General features: G+C 61.3%; 18 protein-coding genes. 4 read left to right on the top strand and 14 right to left on the bottom strand.

Annotation, left to right across the window (positions count from 1 at the left end; translation table 11 throughout):
* The 6 genes from ACOYJL_RS06400 to ACOYJL_RS06375 all read right to left on the bottom strand — a co-directional run bounded on the left by ACOYJL_RS06400 (position 1) and on the right by ACOYJL_RS06375 (position 7,131).
* Positions 1-1,008 (bottom strand): phosphate acyltransferase, encoded by a 1,008-nt coding sequence (locus ACOYJL_RS06400; RefSeq protein ID WP_433569392.1) that lies wholly within the window; start codon positions 1,006-1,008, stop codon positions 1-3.
* A 22-nt stretch (positions 1,009-1,030) separates the two neighbouring features.
* Complete coding sequence (locus ACOYJL_RS06395; protein ID WP_433569391.1) at positions 1,031-2,344, bottom strand: MFS transporter; 1,314 nt, start codon at positions 2,342-2,344, stop codon at positions 1,031-1,033.
* A 5-nt stretch (positions 2,345-2,349) separates the two neighbouring features.
* Positions 2,350-3,486, bottom strand: coding sequence for a butyrate kinase (gene buk / locus ACOYJL_RS06390; RefSeq protein ID WP_433569390.1), 1,137 nt, complete (start codon positions 3,484-3,486; stop codon positions 2,350-2,352).
* Positions 3,487-3,590: 104 nt separating this feature from the next.
* Positions 3,591-5,384 (bottom strand): CocE/NonD family hydrolase, encoded by a 1,794-nt coding sequence (locus tag ACOYJL_RS06385; RefSeq protein WP_433569389.1) that lies wholly within the window; start codon positions 5,382-5,384, stop codon positions 3,591-3,593.
* 51 nt (positions 5,385-5,435) lie between these two features.
* Positions 5,436-5,678 carry an acyl carrier protein gene (locus ACOYJL_RS06380; RefSeq protein ID WP_433569388.1) on the bottom strand — a complete coding sequence of 81 codons (243 nt, stop codon included), beginning with the start codon at positions 5,676-5,678 and terminating at the stop codon, positions 5,436-5,438.
* Positions 5,679-5,730: 52 nt separating this feature from the next.
* Positions 5,731-7,131, bottom strand: coding sequence for an MFS transporter (locus ACOYJL_RS06375; protein WP_433569387.1), 1,401 nt, complete (start codon positions 7,129-7,131; stop codon positions 5,731-5,733).
* Between the two features lie 315 nt (positions 7,132-7,446).
* On the opposite strand from ACOYJL_RS06375, the gene ACOYJL_RS06370 reads away from it, so the two are divergent.
* Positions 7,447-9,015, top strand: a complete 1,569-nt coding sequence (locus ACOYJL_RS06370; protein ID WP_433569386.1) for a PucR family transcriptional regulator — start codon at positions 7,447-7,449, stop codon at positions 9,013-9,015.
* Between the two features lie 30 nt (positions 9,016-9,045).
* Here ACOYJL_RS06370 and ACOYJL_RS06365 read toward each other — a convergent pair whose 3' ends face one another.
* The 4 genes from ACOYJL_RS06365 to ACOYJL_RS06350 form a co-directional block, all read right to left on the bottom strand.
* Positions 9,046-9,357, bottom strand: coding sequence for a hypothetical protein (locus ACOYJL_RS06365; protein WP_433569385.1), 312 nt, complete (start codon positions 9,355-9,357; stop codon positions 9,046-9,048).
* 30 nt (positions 9,358-9,387) lie between these two features.
* Positions 9,388-9,762: a hypothetical protein gene (locus ACOYJL_RS06360; RefSeq protein ID WP_433569384.1), complete on the bottom strand. Its 375-nt coding sequence runs from the start codon at positions 9,760-9,762 to the stop codon at positions 9,388-9,390.
* Positions 9,755-11,056 carry a DNA repair protein gene (locus ACOYJL_RS06355; protein ID WP_433569383.1) on the bottom strand — a complete coding sequence of 434 codons (1,302 nt, stop codon included), beginning with the start codon at positions 11,054-11,056 and terminating at the stop codon, positions 9,755-9,757. Before ACOYJL_RS06355 ends, ACOYJL_RS06360 begins: the two co-directional genes overlap by 8 nt.
* A 259-nt stretch (positions 11,057-11,315) precedes the next feature.
* On the bottom strand, positions 11,316-12,782 hold the full coding sequence (locus ACOYJL_RS06350; RefSeq protein ID WP_433569382.1) for a radical SAM protein: 1,467 nt from the start codon (positions 12,780-12,782) through the stop codon (positions 11,316-11,318).
* Between the two features lie 169 nt (positions 12,783-12,951).
* Here ACOYJL_RS06350 and ACOYJL_RS06345 point away from each other — a divergent pair, with 169 nt between their 5' ends.
* On the top strand, positions 12,952-13,536 hold the full coding sequence (locus tag ACOYJL_RS06345) for a TetR/AcrR family transcriptional regulator (protein ID WP_433569381.1): 585 nt from the start codon (positions 12,952-12,954) through the stop codon (positions 13,534-13,536).
* A 15-nt stretch (positions 13,537-13,551) separates the two neighbouring features.
* Here the strand turns inward: ACOYJL_RS06345 and ACOYJL_RS06340 are convergent, their stop codons facing one another.
* The 4 genes from ACOYJL_RS06340 to ACOYJL_RS06325 form a co-directional block, all read right to left on the bottom strand.
* A complete protein-coding gene (locus tag ACOYJL_RS06340) occupies positions 13,552-14,958 on the bottom strand; it encodes an MATE family efflux transporter (RefSeq protein WP_433569380.1) in 1,407 nt (468 codons plus the stop codon).
* Positions 14,959-15,064: 106 nt separating this feature from the next.
* Positions 15,065-15,613 carry a hypothetical protein gene (locus ACOYJL_RS06335; RefSeq protein ID WP_433569379.1) on the bottom strand — a complete coding sequence of 183 codons (549 nt, stop codon included), beginning with the start codon at positions 15,611-15,613 and terminating at the stop codon, positions 15,065-15,067.
* Between the two features lie 9 nt (positions 15,614-15,622).
* A complete protein-coding gene (locus ACOYJL_RS06330; RefSeq protein ID WP_433569378.1) occupies positions 15,623-16,243 on the bottom strand; it encodes an NUDIX domain-containing protein in 621 nt (206 codons plus the stop codon).
* A gap of 965 nt (positions 16,244-17,208) precedes the next feature.
* The gene (locus ACOYJL_RS06325) at positions 17,209-18,024 is read right to left on the bottom strand and encodes a spermidine synthase (protein ID WP_433569377.1); all 816 of its coding nucleotides are present in this window, start codon (positions 18,022-18,024) and stop codon (positions 17,209-17,211) included.
* A gap of 155 nt (positions 18,025-18,179) precedes the next feature.
* Between ACOYJL_RS06325 and tatA the strand changes: the two genes are divergently transcribed.
* Both tatA and greA read left to right on the top strand, forming a co-directional pair.
* Positions 18,180-18,524 (top strand): twin-arginine translocase TatA/TatE family subunit, encoded by a 345-nt coding sequence (tatA, locus tag ACOYJL_RS06320; protein WP_433569376.1) that lies wholly within the window; start codon positions 18,180-18,182, stop codon positions 18,522-18,524.
* A gap of 45 nt (positions 18,525-18,569) precedes the next feature.
* Positions 18,570-19,055 (top strand): transcription elongation factor GreA, encoded by a 486-nt coding sequence (gene greA, locus ACOYJL_RS06315; RefSeq protein ID WP_433569375.1) that lies wholly within the window; start codon positions 18,570-18,572, stop codon positions 19,053-19,055.
* Positions 19,056-19,120: the final 65 nt, after the last annotated feature.

Genomic DNA, 19,120 nt, shown 5'->3' with positions numbered 1-19,120 from the left:
CTAGGCCTCCTTTTCGGCTTGCGCGCGGACGCAGGACATCACGACGTTGCCCACAATCTCGGACACCGGCGCGGAACGCGAGCAGTCGCACACGACCTTCTTGAAGCCCTGCAGCATCGGGCCGTACGCGTCGGCATGGGCAAAGTTCTGCACCAGCTTGACGCCGACGTTTCCAACATTGATGTCCGGCCAGATGATGACGTTGGCCTTGCCAGCGACTTCGCTGTCGCGGTGGACCTTCTTCTTTGCAATCTCGGGCCTGATGGCGGCGTCCAGCTGGAACTCGCCGTCAATCTTGAGGTCGGGTCGGCGCTCGTTGGCTATTCTGACGGCCTCGCGCACCTTGTCGACAAGCTCGCCGCTCGCGGAGTGGTCGGTAGAGTAGGAGAGCAGCGCCACGCGCGGCTCCCAGCCGGCAAGCGCGTGCACGGTCTCTGCGGCCGAGATGGCAATCGACGCCAGCTGGCTCGGGTCTGGGTTGACGCACACGGCGGAGTCGCCAAAGCCGAGGAGGCTCCCCTCGGAGCCCTCCCAGCCTGGGATGTCAAAGATGCCCATCGAGCTGATCGTGTCGATGCCCTCTTTAAGGCCAACGAAGGTCTGGCCGGCAAGGATGACGTCCTGCGTCGAGCAGTCGATGCCCGAGAAGGTCACGTCCACGTCGTCGAGCGCCTGGAGGATCATGGCGTGGTCCATCGGCTTGCGAAGCTTGCGCAGCACGCTCTTGCGCGAGAGAAGGCAGGTGGGAAGCGCCGTATAGCGGTCGGCGAGGGCGTCGTTTCTTGCCTCGTCGCCGACGTCCTCAAGCTCGACGCCGTCCAGCGAGATGCCCCGCTCCTTGGCCAGCTGCTGCAGCTCGGCAACGTCTCCTACAAGCACGCACTTCGCAAGTCCGGCTGCGGTCAGCTCGGCGACCGCGCGCATCATCGTCTCGTTCGTGCCCTCGCAGAAGGCGACGCGCTGGGGGCTGGCAGCGGCCTTTACCCTAAGAGAGTCCATGAGTCCCATAGTGAACTTCCTTTCCAATTGGTTACTTAGTTGATGAATTCGCCGCCTTGGTCTTCGCCTTGGCCGACCTCAGGGCAACCGATCCCAGCAGATAGGCGCATACCATGCATGCGATGCTGAGGCAGAACATGAGCACGTAGCCTCCGGGAAGCTCGATGACAAAGCTCCAGAGCATGGTCGCGATCACGCTGCCAAGCGCGCCTACGGTCGAGACGCGCGAGTAGATGGTGGTGTAGTCGCCGTCTGGGAACGCCTTGCGCGTCAGCAGCGGAACTTGGACGGTGGTGCAGGCATAGACAAAGCCAAAGAGAAACGCGCCGGCCATCAGGAGAGCGGGCACCTGGGGGAAGAGCATCATCAAAAGCACGCCGACGATGCCCGACCCGATGCCAAAGGTCATTCCGCCACGGACGCTCCTGTCGTTGATCGCCCCAAGGATGACCTTGCCTATGGCCTGGCCTGCCATGCACGATGACGCGATGGCACCGGTGTAGGCCGCAAGCTGGGGAAGCGACTCTGCAAGCGACGAGCAGTACGACGAGAGGAACTGATAGACCGTCTGGTTCAGCGTTATCAAGAACGAGAAGAGCGCGACGGCGACAAAGATCGCGACCGAGGTCTTTTCCTGGGGCGCGTCCTTCTTTTGAGCGACCTCATCGCTTGCGGCGGCAGGCTCGCCGTCCGCATCTGCGCCATAAGGCAGAAGCCCGAGGTCAGAGGGGCGAGAGCGAACCACGAAGACCGTGAACGGCAGCGCCGCCGCCAGCATGATGATGCCAAACGTGAGGTATCCGCTTCGCCATCCGTCAGCCGCCGACCCTATGAGCATCGACCCAACCTGGTTGAAGATCACGCCGCCAATGCCGGTAAACGACATGCAGAGCCCAATGAAGAATCCGGCGCGCTTCTTGAACCAAGCGTTGATGAGCGTGGGGACGCAGAAGTAGATCAAAGGAGCGGTGCCCACGCCGAGCATGGCCCCTGCGACGTAGAACTGCCAGACGGCCGTGACCTGCGACATCAGGCAATAGGTGACGCCATCGATTGCCACGCAGGCGGAGTAGACGATGCGTGCGTCGACGGTCGAGACGATCTTGCCGTCAATTGGGAGGGTGACCATCATGACGGCGTTCAGGATCGAGAAGTACAGCGTGAACTCGGACGTCGAGACCCCAAAGTACTGGCTGACCGGTCTGAAGTAGATGCCCGCGCAGCTCAAGACCAGGGCGCAGGGAATGCCGATGATGGCTATGCACGAGGCGACGATGGCATAGGCATAGTTGCTGCCTCTCCTCTTGGTGCCGGCCTTGTTGGCGGCGCTGCTAGCGGATGGCATGGCTCTCACGCGCCAAGCTCGATCGGGGCGATGGCGCCCTCATAGGGAAAGCCGCCAAACAGAGTCTCGCCCGTATAGGTGAGCGCTTCCTCGCTTCCGGAGAGCACGCGAACGGCCCCCGCGGCCAGGGCTTCCATCTCGAAGTCGCCGCCGTAGGCAACGACGGGCGCAATCCAGCTTGTGAGCTGCTTGACCTGCTCGACGAAGCGCTCGTCGTTTGAGACCCCGCCGGTCAGAACGATCCCGTCGACCTTGCCTGCCATGGCGGCGGCAAAGGCGCCCACCTGCTTGGCAAGCTGGTAGGCCATCGCGTGGTACACAAGAGTTGCCCACTTGTCGCCGCTGTCGATGCGTCGCTCTATCTCCATCGCGTCGTCGGTGCCCAGAAGGCCCTTGAGGCCGCCGGTCCTGCCGATGACGTTGTCGACCTCTTTCTTGGTGTGCTTGCCGTCAAAGCAGAGCGCCGCGACGGGCTTTGCGGGAACGTCGCCCGAGCGGTTGGGCGAGAAGGGCCCCTCGCCGCGAAGGACGTCTGTGGTGTCAACCATGCGGCCGTGCTGGTGCGCCGCCACGGAAAGGCCGCCGCCCACGTGGGCCACGATCACGTTGACCTCGTCGTAGCGCTTGCCGAGCGAGGCCGCAAAGCGTATCGCGCACTCCTTCTGGTTGAGGCAGTGCACGTGGCTCTCGCGGTAGATGCCGGGGTATCCGCAGATGCGCGCGACGTCGGCGAGCTCGTCGGTGTCGGGCGGGTTCACTGCAAAGGCGGGCTTGCCGGTGCGCTTGGAGAAGTCGAACAGGATGGGCACGGCGAGAATTGCAGGGTGGTTCGTGCGTCCGTCGGTAGCGTCGGCAACGGCCTGCGCGTTCAGGAGGTACGTGCCGCCAACCGCTGGCTTGAGCCCGCCGCAGTAGCCGGAGAACGCATCCATGCCGTCAATCGAGAAGCCCTTGCCGGAAAGCTCGTCTAGAATCGCACGCGTCCTGTATTCCTGCTGGTCGCGGGGGTCGTCAAAGGCGGAAAGCTCGTCGGCGTCGTGGTGGATGTTCGACCGCAGGAGCGGCTTGTCGCCCTCGAAGACGGCCGCCTTGGTCGATGTCGAGCCGACGGAGAGCGTCAGTATCTTGAATGCAGTAGTCATGGGATTTCCTCTTTGCCTAGGGGCAAGCGGCCCCTTTATGGGTGCGGCAGCCAAGAGGGCTGCCGCACCAAGAGCAGAAATTGAAGCGTTGGAGAAGGTCGCGCCTAGCGGATCACGTAGTCACCGCTCACGTACTTGGGAGGAATGACGGGGACCTGGAGCCAAGACTGGTACTCGCCGCCGGTGTGGATGACATGCATACCGTCGCCGTTGTCCTCCTCGGGGTTGTTGTGGTCGTCCTCGAACCAGTCGGTCTTGATGAAGCGCCCCTCGATTTCCAGGCGCAGCGTCTCGCCCTTGTGCCAGATGCGGGAGTGCGGGTAGAACTCGATGTCCACGGGGTAGATCTTGCCCTGCTCCATCGGCTCGTCCTTCTGGTGGGCAAGGACGGGCTGGAAGTCGGTGGAGAGCTCGGGGTCGAGCGCACGGCGCCTGCCGCGCAGGTAGCCCCAGGCACCGCGGTACGGGGTGTCGATGCAGGAGATGGGAACGTACTCGCCGTTCTGCCCAAGCTTCTTGACCCAGAGGAACAGGTCCATGTTGTCGTAGCCGCGGCACTCGATGTTCAGGTGCGCGCTGATGTAGCCCGTGATCTCGGTGTCCTCGTCGAAGGTGATGTCGAAGGTGGTCATCTCGGTCTTGGGGTCGTAGACGACCTCGGAGTGGGTCGGGAAGGGCTCGAACGACCCGGAGTGCGTGGCGGCGTCGAGGTAGATCTTCTTGTACTGGGTGCGCTTGAGGGGGAACTCGTTCTCGGGGCGCTTGGGACGGAAGTCGAAGTCATAGGCGTCCATGACGTCAATGCGAACCTTGGGCGTGAACTCCCAGCCGTTGTGGATGTCCTTGAGGTAGCGGTCATAGAACTTCTTGAGGTCGGCCACGTTCTCGGGGTTGTAGGTGTCAGGCCACTCCATCTCGCGGTGCGCGCGCATCCACTTCTTGGGCGAGCGGATCTTGCGGAAGGCCTCGAAGGAGCCACGGTTATGGATGTGGCACATGCCAGAGCAGATGTAGGCCGGGATCTTGATGTTCTCCCACTTGGGCGTGCGCATCTGCCAGTACTTGTCATAGAACGGGTGCGCGGCGTACATGTTGGGCACGTCCTCGACGTAGGTGTTGCAGGCAACCGTGTTGATCATGATCTCGTTGTAGTTGGGGTTGTCGATTCCGCCGAGCGCAAAGCTCTCGCGGTACATGTCGCCGGTGCCCTCCCAGCCGGCGATGCAGGTGAGGTGAGGCGGCTGGGTGGAAGCGATGCCCCAGATGACCATGCAGACGCCAGAGTTTCCGAACATCGAGATCTTGCCGGTGCACCAAGGCTGCTTGGCCGCCCACTCTATGAAGTCGTAGCCGTCGTAGTGGTCCTGGACGCCCCAGATCGAGACGTAGCCCTCGGAGTGGCCGACGCCGCGCGGGTCGACGTTTGCCACGGCATAGCCGTTGGGGACCCAATAGGCGGGGTCAGCGGACTCGAACTTTGCGAACTTGGAGACTGCCTGAGGCGGAACGCCCATGGCCTTGAATCCGCCGACCTCGAGCATGTTCTTGCCGAAGGGGCCCCAGGAGATGATCAGCGGAACCGGGCCAGAGTCCTTCGGGCGGTAGATGTCGGCGTAGATCGTGACGCCGTCACGGAGCTTGACGGGGGTGTCGCGGTCGCACAGGATGCCAGGCATGCACTCGTAGGTGTGGGTGTCGCAAGGCGCGGAGTAGACAAACGGGGGAACGAACTTGCCCTGCTTGCGCGCCTCGGCCATCTGCTCCTTGCTCATGGTGCCGTTGCCCTTGCGGTAGATGACGTCGATGTCCTCGCCCTCCCAGTGCTCGGTCTTCACGATCCAGCGCGGGTCCTCGTCGTCGTAGGTGGGGATGCCTTTGAATGCCCTGTATGGCTTCATGATGTGTCCTTTCGAAATGGTTAGCCGCCGTATGATGTGACGTGCTTGGTGCTAGAGCTGGTCCTCGACGTACTGGCCCGCGTCGGCGAACGTCTTGCAGGCGCGAATTGCGACGTAGGGAACCTCGACCTCAAACTCGTCCTCGAGCGCGGTGCTGAGAAGCACGTAGTCAACCGACTTTGCGCCCAGGTCCTTCACGAACTCGGTGTCAGGGCCAAGGGTTGCCGGGTCCTTGCCGTGAAGCTCCGCTGCCTTGTCGACCAATACCTTCACTGCATCGTCTTTGACTGACATTGCGTTTCCTCCTTCATGTTTCGAGCGCTTGCTCGTGTGACCACTGATTGGGCTAGTGCCTTGGCGCGCCCGCTGCCTGGGGCGCCCCTTCGGGAGCCGGAGCGCCGTCGGGGCCAGGGAAGCCTTCCGGCATGGGCGCGGACTCAATCCCCATCTGCTTCTCAAGCTGGGCCTTGCGCTTGGCGATGGAGTCACCCTTGACCGCGAAGATGAAGACGAAGGCGATCGCGCAGACCACGGCGATGACCATGTAGGCAAACTCGTAGCCGCCCATCATGCGGCACGCGACCATAACGAGCGTCCCGCAGGCGCCGACGAGCTGCTGGATTGGCATGACCACGCGCTGGGCGCGGGGGAAGTCGAAGCGCCCCCAGTACTCCTGCAGCGTCGCCACGAGGAAGGTCGAGGAACCGCCCAGAACCATGCCGACGAACACGAGGGCGATGACGACGGTGGCTGCCGTGGTGATGGCGTTGAGGATGCCGGCGATGACGGCGCAGCCGAGGCAGATGAGCGTGCCCTTGCGCGCTCCGAGCTTCTGAGCAATGGCGCCGCATGCGATGGATCCGATGCAGGCGCAGATGGACATGACCATCGTCAGCATGCCGGCGGTTGCCTGGTCAAAGCCGACGTAGAGGAAGTGCGGGAACATCTGAGAGGTGTATGCCGAGGTAAAGAGGGGCAGGGCGCCTAGGGCAAGGCCGATGAGCCAAACCTGCGGGGTCGTCACGAGGTTCTTGAAGGTCCAGGCGGTCGGACGGCTCGCCATCGACTCGATGCCCTTGCGCTGGGCGTTGAGGATTTCCTGGCTGCTCTCCGAGGGGTCGTTGTCGGGGTACTCGCCGCATTGCTCGGGGAAGTCCTTGATGCCAAAGATGACCATGAGAAGCGCGATGACGTTGAGCACGCCAAACACGTTCCAGGCTCCCGCCGTCCCGCCAAGGGAAGCCGTCAGGGCGCTGAAGAGCGATACGCCAAGGCCGGTGCCAAGCGCCATGGCCAGAGCCATGATTCCCATGATGGACGGGGTCTTCTTGGGGAACCAGTTGGAGATGAAGATCGAGTTGATCTGGATCATCCAAAGCGTGTTGAGTACGTTGATGATGCCCATGGCGACGGTGTACTGCCATTGCGCGCTGATGTAGGGAACGAGGAAGGCGTTGAGCGTATAGATGGCGCCGACCACGATTGCCATTACGCGCGGGGAGTGCTTGGTTAAGACCGAGCCAATGATGAGCACCAAGACAACCGAGAACCAGCCAAAGTAGCTGTTCTGGGAAAGCAGCGCGTCCTCGCTCCACCCGAAGGTCTGGGCAAAGATGCCCGTCTGAAGATTGAGGAAGCTGTTCGTGATTGCGAGGCCGGCAAAGGCGACGAGGCATACGTAGGCAATGACAAGCTTGCCCCTTGCGCTGTAACCCCTTCCTTTTGTGGGCCGCTCTTTCTCTGCCATGATTCTCCTTTATACGTGGGATTTGCATAGCGTGCCGAGCGTTCCCGGGATGTCCGCTCGCTGCCTGCTTGCTACCTAGGAGTTTTGCGTGTGGGAAGAGAATTCAATTTGTGAAATTGCACACTGAAGACGAATGAGGCATGAAAAACTTTCTGGTGTTAGCTATATTTTTCTTGGCGTTTAAGACGGAAAAGTGAGCTTGCGTGTCTGCTTGCGACCTAGTGCGAAAACTGTGATTTTCAACAGTTCGAAAACGCCAGGTTCTAAGCGAAAACCCGCGAACGGTAAGAAAATCAAGTTGTGTGGTGATGCTCCGTGAAGTGGTCCAGGCTGGTTGAGCTTCTCGACAAAGACGGCAGCTGTCCTGCGTTTGCATCTCGGCCAAGAGATGACGTCTGGTCTGCCGTGCGCATCGCTGGGGAGCCGGCTCCCAAAGAGAAGACGATCCTCTGCTTTGTTAGCGAGGAGCACTACCGCATGCTTCCGGATACCGGCAATCGAAGCTGGGTCGTGCTGTGTCACGATGCCGCGTCCTTCTCGCCCGCCGGCGAGGGCGAGAACGCCATTGTCTATACGGATGCCGCCGCGTTTGAGAAGGGCTTCCTCTTGGCCGTCTCGCTTCTTGCCCAAGAGCAGAACTTGTCGCGAGGGCTTGGCACGATCATGGCCATGATCATGAACGACGACGGAACGCAGCAGGTAGTCGATGCCGTCGCGGAGCTCTTTGACTCGCCGGCGGCCCTTGTCGACCGTGAGAGCAACGTGATTGCCTACTCGGAAAGCCGCCCGCTTCCCAAGTCGACCATGCGAGAGGAGCTTGAGCAGGGTCATCTCAACACGCAGTCGTATTCCGAGATGGTTGGCGCGAGCGGAGGGCGCAAGGACCTGCCCGAGCCCGTGCGCTTTGCGGTGCGGGGTACGCGCGGAGGCGTCATCTGCTATGTCACCAACGTCTACATCGGAAGCACGTTCGTGGGGTCGCTGCTCCTTTTTACCGACGAGCGCGGCTTGTCACAGATGGAGGTCGAGTACCTCTCGCGCATTACCAACATCCTTGCCATCGAGATGAAGAAGAACGGCGTCTACACCCGCAGCATGACCAACTACATCTCGTATGTCCTGGCGAATCTTTTGGACGATCCTAAGAGCAGCGAGCAGGCTGACGTAAGGGAGCGCCTTGCCGCTCATGGCGTGAAGCTCAAGCGCTACCTGCACGTTCTGCTCATCGACGCGAGCGGCGACCGCAGAAGCTCTACCGAGCTGAACCTCATCGCCCACCGCATCCAGGACGTCATTGCCGGCACCGTCTACCTTGTCCGAATCTCCAAGGTCATCTGCCTGATGTCCTCGAACAGCCCCAGCTTGGAGAAGGACACGCTCGAGAAGCTCGAGAGCCTTGCGAGAGACGCCCAGGTCAAGATTGGCGTGAGCGGCACCTTTGAGGACGCCGCCGAGACGAGCGAGCGCGTGACGCAGGCGCAGCATGCCCTTAAGACGGGGGAGCGGCTCTTGCCCACGACGCTGGTCTGCCAGTTTGAGGAGCTTGGCCTGTACGATCTTGTCTACCGGGTCTCCAGCGACCTTCCCATAAGCTCCTACGAGTATCGGCCGCTGCTTGTCCTGAGGGAGTATGACCGCGTGAACAACACGCAGCTGCTCAAGACGCTCGTCTGCTACCTCTTGATGCCGCGGGACACCTCGCTTGTCTGCGAAAGGCTTGGCATCCATAGGAACACGCTTTACTACCGCCTGAAGAAGATTCAAGAAGTTATGGGCGTCGACGTGGACGCCGGTCCCGTCGTCACAAAGATCTTTCTGACGCTCGTGATGCTGAGGTGCAGCGGCTCCCTCCGCGACTGGCCCTTCGACAGCGAGGGGATGTAGGCTCTCTGCGCGCCCGGCGGCCATCGACCGTCATTGCGAAGCTCCTTGCGGGCGCAGGCGGCCGTTGGGCGCCACGCCCTCTTGGCGTGGCATCCATTGGCGCTCGTGCACGTACCAGCGGTTGGTGTCCCAGTAGAGGAAGGTCTGGTGGCCGCCCACCCAGATGGTGTAGCGCTTGCCACGACCGGTGCCCAGACACGACCATGACTCGACGCGCGCCACCTTGGTGATTTCGTACGTGATGCCAGGAGACCAGAGCACGGCCAGCGGAGTGACCGATCCGTCCTCAAAGATCTCGCAGCGCACGCGCACGTAGCGCCTCTTTCCTCCAGGCTCTGCCATCGCTCGTCCCAGCTTTTTGCCGCAAGCGAGCTAGACGCGCTCTATCCAGCGCAGGTCATCCAAGCGCACGGGCCTGTCGTCTATGCGAATCTCGCGCTCAACGAGGTCGATGCGCGTGACGGTGCCCAAGACGGCAACGTAGCGCCGCCCGTCGTAGACTTGGCAGCGCACGACGTCGCCGCGGCGAAGCGAGAGCACTGTCTCGCTCATTGCGGCAGCCTCCTCTTCGGTCAGGCTGTGGCGCGGTTCGGCCTGGTTGTCCTGCGTGCGCTCGTCCAGAAGCTCCGACAGCCCCCTCAGCGCTGCAAAGGGCGCAAACTGCGCCGCGTCCGATGCGGCGGCGTGGCCGTCAGAGCGAATGGCGCGCTGGTCGAAACCGCTGTTTCCAAACGAGCTCCTAGGCATGGTGGCCTCCAATCTGCAGGTTGCGCTCAAAGCCGGTGCCCGCTTGGGTAAGCGAGCGTCCGCGCATGACGGCGGTGTTGCCAAAGCGCCCGCGTGCCGCAAGCACGGCACGCTGAAGTCGGCGGTCCTTCTCGCGAGCCTCCTCGTTGCAGAAGAGCGTTGGCTGCGAGCCGCGCTCGGGCACAAGGCCGCCAAGGCCTATGCCCACGCGCCTCACTTTGAGGCCGCTTCCCATGCGCGCCTTGAGGATTGACGAGACGGCTTGGGCAAGCTGGTCGCGCGAGTCTGTGGGCTCGGGCAGCGTTATCTGCCCGCCGACGCCGCTCCCGTTGCGGCCGTTCGCGTGCGACCAGGCCATCCATGCGCTGACGCTTGAGGCAAGCATCCCCCGGCGCGTGAGCTCGAGCGCGCTCTCGTCGAGCATCTCGAGCGCAACCACCAGGGCCTCGTCCTCTTCGTAGTCGCGCATCAGCACCTGCCCGTTGCTGATCGAGCTGGTTGCGGGCTGGTATTCCTTGATCTGCGCAAGCGTTGTTGTCTCTATGCCGCGCGCGTGGTCTGCCAGATGGCGTGCGTTGGTGCCAAACTCGCGGCGGAGGTCTTCCCAAGGAATGTGGCAGACTCCCTCGAGGTCGCGCACGCCAAAGCGCGCGAGCAGCCGTCGCGCGATGCCGGGCCCTACGCCCCAGATGTCCGTGATGGGGCGGTGGTGCCAGACGCGCCGCCTGAAGGACGCCCCGTCAAGCTGCCCGATGAAGTTTGGCGCGTGCTTTGCCACGATGTCGCAGGCAACCTTGCAGAGAAAGAGGTTGGTGCCCACGCCCGCCGTCGCCACCAGGCCGGTCCGCTCGTGCACGTCCGCGATGATACGCCCGGCAAGCTCCTCTGCGCTGCAGCCGTAGTAGCGCAGGTAGGGGCCAACGTCCAAGAACGCCTCGTCGCACGAGTAGGCATGAACGTCTTGCGCCGAGACCCACCGCAGGTATGTTTGGTACACGTCTGCCGAGGCCTCCATGTAGCGGCGCATGCGCGGCATGGCCTTGGTGTAGGTGAGCCGGCTGGGGATCTGGTACACGCGGGCACGCCCCGAGACGCCCTGAGCCTTGAGGTGCGGCGAGACGGCCAGGCACAGCGTTCCGTCGCCGCGGGTGGGGTCTGCCACCACGAGGTCTGCCGTCAGGGGGTCGAGCCCGCGGTCGACGCACTCCACGCTTGCGTAGAACGACTTCATGTCAATGCACAGGTAGTGCCCGATGTCCGCCGCGTCGTGCGGACGCGCGTCCCCCTGTCCCATGGCTGCCTCCCAAAAACCAAACGTATGTTCTAGTCGACATACATGATGGACCAGTCGGCGGACACAAATGGCCTCACCGCCCAACGGCATAAAACCAGCAGGACATGTTCGGTCGGCGGTGGGAAGGCCGCCGCAATCTTGGAGCGGAACATCTCGTCTGGGGTGAGCTCCCCCAGCCCAGGGGTATGCCGCCAAAAAAGGCGACCCGCTGTGCGGCGGGTCGCCCAAAGTCACTTGCGATGTAACGTGCTTTTTTCTGCTAGTCGAGAACGGCGGCGTTCTTCTTGTCGTCGGCCTCGATGCGCTCGGCGCGCTCCTTGGCGCTCTTGCCGGAGACGTCGTTGCCGTACTCCTTGACGCCAGTGGGGTGCTGCTCGAGCCAGATACGGTCGCCGACGGGCTGCCAAGCGCGCGCATACGGCGCGGTGCGGGAGCAAAGATGGTCCACGTCCTCCGGGGCGACGTACTCGGTGGACTTTGCGTTGGCCTCGTGGACGATGCGCGGCAGGATGCCGGGGTTCTCGAGCATCGGGCAGGGGCGCAGCATGTTCTTGTTCCACGGGTAGTTCTCGCGGTAGGCCTGGAAGATGGGCTGGTGCAGGCACTCCTCCCAGCTCATCTCCTTGATGTTGGCGTTGGAGTAGTGGATGAAGACGCACGGCTCCACGTCCCCGCGGGCGTTCACGTGGCAGAAGATGCGGCCGCCGGCGATGCAGCCGCCGACGTACTCGCCGTCGTTCTGGAAGTCCATCGCGAAGATGGGCTTGCCGCCCTCGTAGCCGCGGACGGTGCGGATGCGGTCGATCATGTACTCGCGCTGCTCGATCGTGGGCATGAGGTCGGCGTTCGCGCCCTCGCCGACGGGCATGTAGTGGAAGTACCACGCCCAGCGGCAGCCCTTCTCGATGATCTTGTCGAAGTACTCGTCAGAGGTGACGACCTCGGTGTTCAGGCGCGTGTATGCGGTAGACGTGCCATAGAGCAGGCCGTTCTTGTGCATGAGGTCGAAGGCGGCCATGACCTCGTCGTAGGAGCCGTCGCCGCGACGGGCGTCGTTGGACTGCTCGGAGCCCTCGAGCGACACCGAGAACACCAGGTTGCCCAGGCGCTTGACCTCGTCGCAGAACGGCTGGTCAATGAGCGACGCGTTCGTGAAGATGTTGAAGAGGCAGTCGTTGTGCTTCTCGGCAAGGCGCAGGACGTCCTTCTTGCGCACGAGCGGCTCGCCGCCCGTGAGCATGAAGAGGTGCGTGCCGAGGGCCTTGGCCTGGGTCACCAGGCTGTCCATCTCGTCGTAGGTGAGGTTGAGCGTCTTCTCGTAGTCGGCCGCCCAGCAGCCCACGCAGTGCTTGTTGCAGGCGCTCGTGGGGTCAAAGATGACGATCCAAGGAACGTTGCACTGGTGCTCCTCGGCGTTGGCGATGGTGTCGCGGTAGCCGCGGAAGGCGGCCTCGTAGGCGCCGTTCAGCACGGCGGTCTTGAGGACGTTGGGGTCGGTCTCGTCGATGACGCGGAAGATCCACTGCTCCCACTTGGATCCGGGGTAGAGCGCCGTGCGCATGCCCTTTGCCGCGCCGGGCACGGAATCCTTCAAAAGCTTGGTGGCCATGTCTACCAAATGGTCGATGTTCTTCTCGCGATCCTCGCCTGATCCCGCCTTGATGATTTGGTCTATGACGGCCGAGAACGCCTTGCGCTCTGCCGCATGGACTAGCTTGGACTGCATAGGTTTCCTCCCTTTGCCGCTAAGAATAAGCGTGCATATTTTCTCAGAGAGAATCTTCTCATGTTCAGTTTTTCTCACAATGAGCAAAAGCGACATGATTTGATAAGATATGCATACACTTTGTCGCAAAACATACTGATAGTTCCATTTTTGGAAAAATGAGGCAACCATGAAGGACGAGAAGGACGAAGTCCATACTGACCTGCGCGTTATCCGCACGCGCCACTGCATCGAGAACGCCCTGCTCGAGCTTATGCAAACAAATTCGCTCGGCAAGCTCAGCGTAAGCCAAATCTGCGATGCGGCGCTTGTGAACAAGGGCACCTTCTATCGCTACTACCAAGACAAGTACGACCTTGCCTCGCGCACGGCCTCCGAGCTCCTGACCGAGATGGACCAGCTGTTGCGCCAGCGCTTTGCCGCGCGCATCGGCACGCACTCAAAGGCGCTCGACAGCTCGAATACGAAGCGGCTGAACGAAGTGGTTGGCGGCCTCATCTTGCTTCGCGACGTCGAGGTGGATCGCATCCCGGTTCGCGACCGGGTGCGCCGCCTGATTGCGAGCCTGCTTCAGCCCTACGCCGACGAGGGTCTTATCTCGGAGGACGTCGAGACGGAGGCCTGGGTGCTCTCGATGATCCTGTTTGACTATCCAACCTACGCAAAGGAAGTCAAGCGCCCTCTGCGTCCCGCAGAGTATGCCCGCTCGGTGCAGGAGGTCGTGGGCATCTACGAGCAAGTCTTTCAGGACTGATGGCGCGTTCTCGCCTTAGGCCTCTTGCTGTTCCTTCTCAAGGCGGGCGTAGTCGCGCAAAAGCCAGACGACCATTGGGACGGCGATGATGCCGGTGATCACGTCGGAGACGGGCTGCGCAATCTGCACGCCAAAGAAGCCCAAGCGCGAGGAGAGCAGGACCACAACAGGTCCCAGCACAAGGCCCAGGCGGCAGGCGCCAAGAATTGTTGCCAGCCACATGTGGCCCGATGTCTGAAGGGCAAAGTTTGCAATCAGCGCATCGCCCGTGAACGCAATCGTGAAGCTCGTCAGGCGCAAGGTCAGCGTGCCGTCGGCCACGACTTCGGGGTCAGCGCGAAAGAGCCAGATGACTTGCGGCGCAAGCACCGAGGTAAAGATTCCTATCACAAGCACAATTGCCGTCGAGACCTTCATGCTGTAGAAAAATCCCTCGCGAACGCGGCGGTAGTTCTTCGCGCCGATGTTGAAGCCACAAACAGGCTGGAAGCCCTGCCCAAACCCAATTTGGATGTAGTTGGCAAAGCTCGTGGCTCGCTGCACCACGGCCATGGCAGCAACGGCGGCGTCGCCATAGGGACCGGCAGCGTTGTTGAGAAGCGTCGTCGAGACGGCGAGCATGATTTGGCGCACAAACGACGGAATGCCGCCATTGTTGATTTCGCGCATGATTGACTTCGTAGGGCGGATGCTCTTGCGGGACACGGGGGTAGGGCTCAAGCGCTGGATCTCCGCAAACAAAAGGCAGAAGCTCAATAGCTGACTCACAACGGTGGAAATCGAGCTTCCGGCAATCCCCATGTTGAAGGCAAACATCAAAAGGGGAGTCAGGCAGATGTTCAAGACGTTGCCTGCAATCATGGCAAACATCGAGAAGAAAGCCTCGCCCTCAAAGCGCAGGATGAGGTTTAAGAGCAGGCTTGCCGCCATGAAGGGCGCGCCGACAAAAATGATGCCGATGAACGTTTCCGCATACGGCAAGATTGTGGGAGTTGCTCCGCCAATGACGCAGATGGGCTCTATCAGGATGTTGCCGACAACGGCAATGACCACGCCGGCAAGCATCGTTATCGCGAGCCCAACCGACACGAACCTCTTTGCTTGCTCGACCTCGCGGGCGCCAAGATGGCGAGAGACCGCGTTGCCCACGCCTTGGCCAAAGTAGAAGCCGACGGCTTGGATGGCGGTCATGGCCACAAAGGCAACGCCTATGGCGCCCGCCGCCGAGGTGCCGAGCATGCCCACGAAGAACATGTCAGAGATGTTGTAGATGGCCGTGACGAGGTTCGCGACGATGGACGGCGCGGCAAGAGACCTGATGAGCGGGGCGACAGGCGCCTCGGTCATCTGACGGTACTTCTCTTCGGGAGTTTGGCGTGCGTGCTCGCGTGCAAGTTCTTTTAAGCTTCTCATGCTTGCCATGCTAGTTCATGCAAAAGTGCGAGCCGCATGCCGCGACTCGCCCTTCGACAACTGTTAACCAAGCCTGCCGGGTGCCGCTACGGTAGCTCTGCTGCTGCCAGCGCGCTTACTTGCCGCTTGACATGCGCTGCTGGCATTTCTGCCGATACTGCTCGAACTCCGCCTTTGCCCGAGGAGAGGAGGGCATCTCGGCCATCAGCTTCAGCTGTCGGCGTGCCTGCTTGTAGTGGTGCGTGTCGAGGAGCGCGTCCACGGTCGCCTTCGTAAAGACGTACACGAGCTGGGGGTCGTGGTTGCCCTTGCGCCACTCGTCATACTCCGCGAGGAGCTTTGTGGCGTTGTGGTTCTTCGCAAAGCGATTGAGGATGGGGTCGCACGTCGACTTGCCGTCGATTGCTATCTGATGCTTGCGGTACCTGATCAAGATCCAGGTCATCAAGAAGCCCGCGACTACCACGATGATGGTGCCTATGATGACGCCATGCAGGGTGTCCATGTGGAATATGCCCTGAAGGGTCCACACCAAAAAGATGACAATCGCGGTGACCACGATAACAAGCAGCGTCTGCGTCGTGGAGTCCATGCGCTCGTTGCCGGTGTGGTACTTCTTCTCGCCCGCGTCCGTGTCCTTCTCGGCCTTCGACTTGTCCGCCATGGGTTTCTCCTAGTCTTTGGTGACGAGCAGGTATGCGTCGGCCACGATCTGTGCGTGGTCAAAGGCAAAGCCCGTGCCCTTGACGTTCGTCGCGCGAGGAGTGCCTGTGACGGCGCCGGTCGCAACGTCAAACTCGCTGGTCAACGTCGTGTTGCCGTTCGTGCAGGTCAGCTTTACGTGGTCTGCGCCACCACCGGCGGTCTTGGTTGCGTTGACGGCGAACCAGCCCGTTGCCGCCGCGTCGTCGCCTGCGCGCGCGATGGCGCCGTGGTTGTCGAGCGCGACAAAGGCCATCGAGACGGTCCAGCCTCGAGGGTCGCGATTGGGGTCGCTATAGAGGCCAATGCGCTCAAGCGCGAGCCCCTCGACGCCCGTCTCTTCCACAAGCTCGCGCGCCGACGCCTCTTCGGCGGTCTCCTTTGGGTTCACAAAGCCGCCGGGAAGTGCCCAGCGCCCCAAGTACGGGTGCCCGCCGCGCTTGACCAGCAAAAGCTCCAGCCCGCCGGCGTCGGTGCGGCGGAATACGCAATTGTCAGCCGTTAGCGAGGGGCGAGGGTAGTTCTTGGGACTGTACTGGGCGAGAAACTCTTCTTCCGTCAGTCCGTTTTTGTCAACAAGTGGCTCTGCCATGGCAATGCCTCCATCGATGTTGTGAGGTGCTTGCGCCCAAACGTAAACACGATGCACATGGTGACGCAAGAAAAGGGCCGACGCAACTGTTACTGATGCCTGCAAATTGCACGTAAACAGAGACGTATTAAGTTAAAAGAATAATGTTGATACAGAAAGATACCTCGATTAACTGGCGTTATACAGTTTATGAACAGGAGCTAAGCACATTCCGTTGGGCTTGAAATAGATAAATGTTTCATTTACCGCCATCCTGTGGCCGCTTGGCGTCAAGACCTATCGGAAGCCCTTGGGAGCCAAGCTGCGCGACCTCTGATGCCGCATGGCGCCTGCCGCGCTCCGGCTGCTAGGTTGCGCGACTTCTGATGCCGCGGAGGTCGCGTAGCCTGGCAGCGGCCCGTCGTGTGGGGCTGCAAAAGAATCGAAGGTGCCTTCAGTGCGGAGCGCCCTTCTCGTCCAGCCCCACTGCCTGCTGCCTCCCTGCTTCTTGGAGCCTGCCGCGCGGCTTGTCGCGGGAGTCCCAGCAAGCCGCTCCCACAGTGCGCCACCGGATTATCCGAGCCGCCCGGAGAAGCCCCACACGACGGACAGGCTCCCTCTGTTGTGTGGGAGTCGCGCGGCTCCCAAGCTCGACCGACCCACATGACGGGTCCGCTTACCTGCGCGTTCCCGCCGCAGCCCCGCACAACGGAGAAGAATTGGGGGCGGCAGTCCCACACAATGGGACGGTCATTCGGCGCGGTCCGCGAGCCCCCGCACGATGCGCTTCGCGACCTGCGGGAACGCCCCCCACCCCCGCACGATGGGCGAGGTCGGTTCTGCGCGGGTCCCACACAACGAGAGCTAACGAGAGTTGCCAACTTCTGCGGCCTCTGATGCCGCAGAAGTCGCGCAACCTGGCAAGAGGGAAGCTGTGTGGGGATTCCGGGATGTACGCTGCGCGTTGTGCGGGTCATGCCGCCTAGCTACTTGACGACGACGGCCTCGTCGGGAAGCCAGATGTCGGAGTCGGAGACGATGAGGGCATTGTTGCCGGGCTTCTCGGGCACTTCCGGCCGCTCGGGAACGTATGCGACGTGCTTGAAGACCGCGCCAAAGGCATCCTCGACCTCGTGAAGCGTCTTTGACTTCCTGCCCTCCAAGGCGCAGCGCACGTTTGCGAGGTAAACGCCGTCCGGAGTAAGTTTGTCGTGCACCAGCCGCGCCCCCTCGTCTGTCTCAAGCTGGCCCAGCGGCTTGTTGCCCGAGAACGCGTCGTTCACGATGATGTCGTAGGGCTCCTCCGCCTCGCGCAGCACCTTCCACCCGTCATCGGTAATAAGAGAGATGCGATCCTCGCCGTACTTCTCGATGAGCTCGTCCAAAAAGAAGCTCTCGCGCGCAATGACCGTGATGCGTGGGTCCGCCTCCACAACATCTACGTGAAGCTTGGGACGATGAGCGACGAGCCATTTAGGAAGCGAATAGCCGCCTCCGCCAATCACCATGGCGCGCCTTGCCTCGGGGAGCTCGTAGGTAACCTCGGCCATCGCGCGGTGATAGGTGCAGGCAAGCTCAAAATGAAGGTCGTCGGGCAGATAGCAGACACTCTGGAACGTGCCGTTTACGTTGAGAAGCCGTACCGGGGTCTCATCGGCGTCTGCAGAGTCAAATACCAGGGCAATCCCGAACTTGGTGTGCGTCATCTCAACCCCGCGGCGCCGCAATAAGACAGGCATCGCGAGGACAAAGTCAAAGAGCACCCAAGAAATGATGATGACGGCAATGAGCCAGCTCGGCATACAACGAATCCCTGAAAAATCTAACTGTTTTGAACAGTCTTCCCAAAAGTCGCACGGTTAATATTGTGAGTTCGAAACATCCTCGGCTATACTAGCGGATGCGGCATCAGATGTCTTGGTAAGGTGCCCCTTCACATGATTACTAGGAGGACAAATTGTTTCTTGGACTTGGCGTTCCCGAGCTGCTTATCATCGTTATCGTAGTGCTCATCATCTTTGGGCCCAAGAACCTTCCGAAGCTTGGCTCTGCCCTCGGCAAGACGGTCAAGAACGTTCGCGAGGGAATGGAAGAGGGCGACAGCGACAAGAAGGACGACAAGTCCGACGAGAAGTCCGCTGACGACGATAATTCCGAAGAGGTCGTTCCTGACGAAGACGACGCAGACGCCCCCGCTGAGTCCGAGGAGAGCGACTACCAGTTCTGCCCCAAGTGCGGCGCGAAGAACCCTGCTGACGCAGCCTTCTGCAAGAAGTGCGGCGCCAAGCTTACCGAGGACTAAGTTAAAGCGGCGTCTTACGCCGGAACGCACGAAAGAAAGCTGATTATGGACAACAGCGCTGAGATTATTCTTACCCCCGAAGGTCGCCAGAAACTCGTCGACGAACTGGCAGAGCGCGAGGGCAAGCGTCGTGAGGAGATTGTTGAGCAGCTGAAGGAGGCGCGTGGCTTCGGCGACCTCTCCGAGAATGCCGAGTATGACGCCGCCAAGGAAGCCCAGTCGCAGAACGAGTCCCGCATCTCCGAGATTCGCCAGATGCTCGCTACCGCCAAGGTCGTTGTCGAGGGCTCCTCAACGCAGTCTTCTATCCAGGTCTCAATCGGCACGACGGTTGATCTTGAGAACGAGAAGGGCAAGAAGTTCACCTATACCATCGTGGGCACTACTGAGACCAACTCTCTTGAGCACAAGATTTCCACCGAATCCCCGGCGGGCTCAGCCCTGATTGGCCACAAGAAGGGCGACACCGTTGAGTTCACCACTCCCAACGGCAAGGTCATGAAGTACACCATCGTGGGCATTACCCGCTAACGTCCTCTGCGAAGACGTAAGCTTTCGCCCCGCGTCTGCCATCGTCGCAGGTGCGGGGCGTATTT

The sequence above is a fragment of the Tractidigestivibacter sp. genome, from assembly GCF_050946515.1.
GTDB lineage: Bacteria > Actinomycetota > Coriobacteriia > Coriobacteriales > Atopobiaceae > Tractidigestivibacter.
Note: the sequence above shows the minus strand (reverse complement) of the source record. Positions and strands in the feature narration are given on the sequence as shown.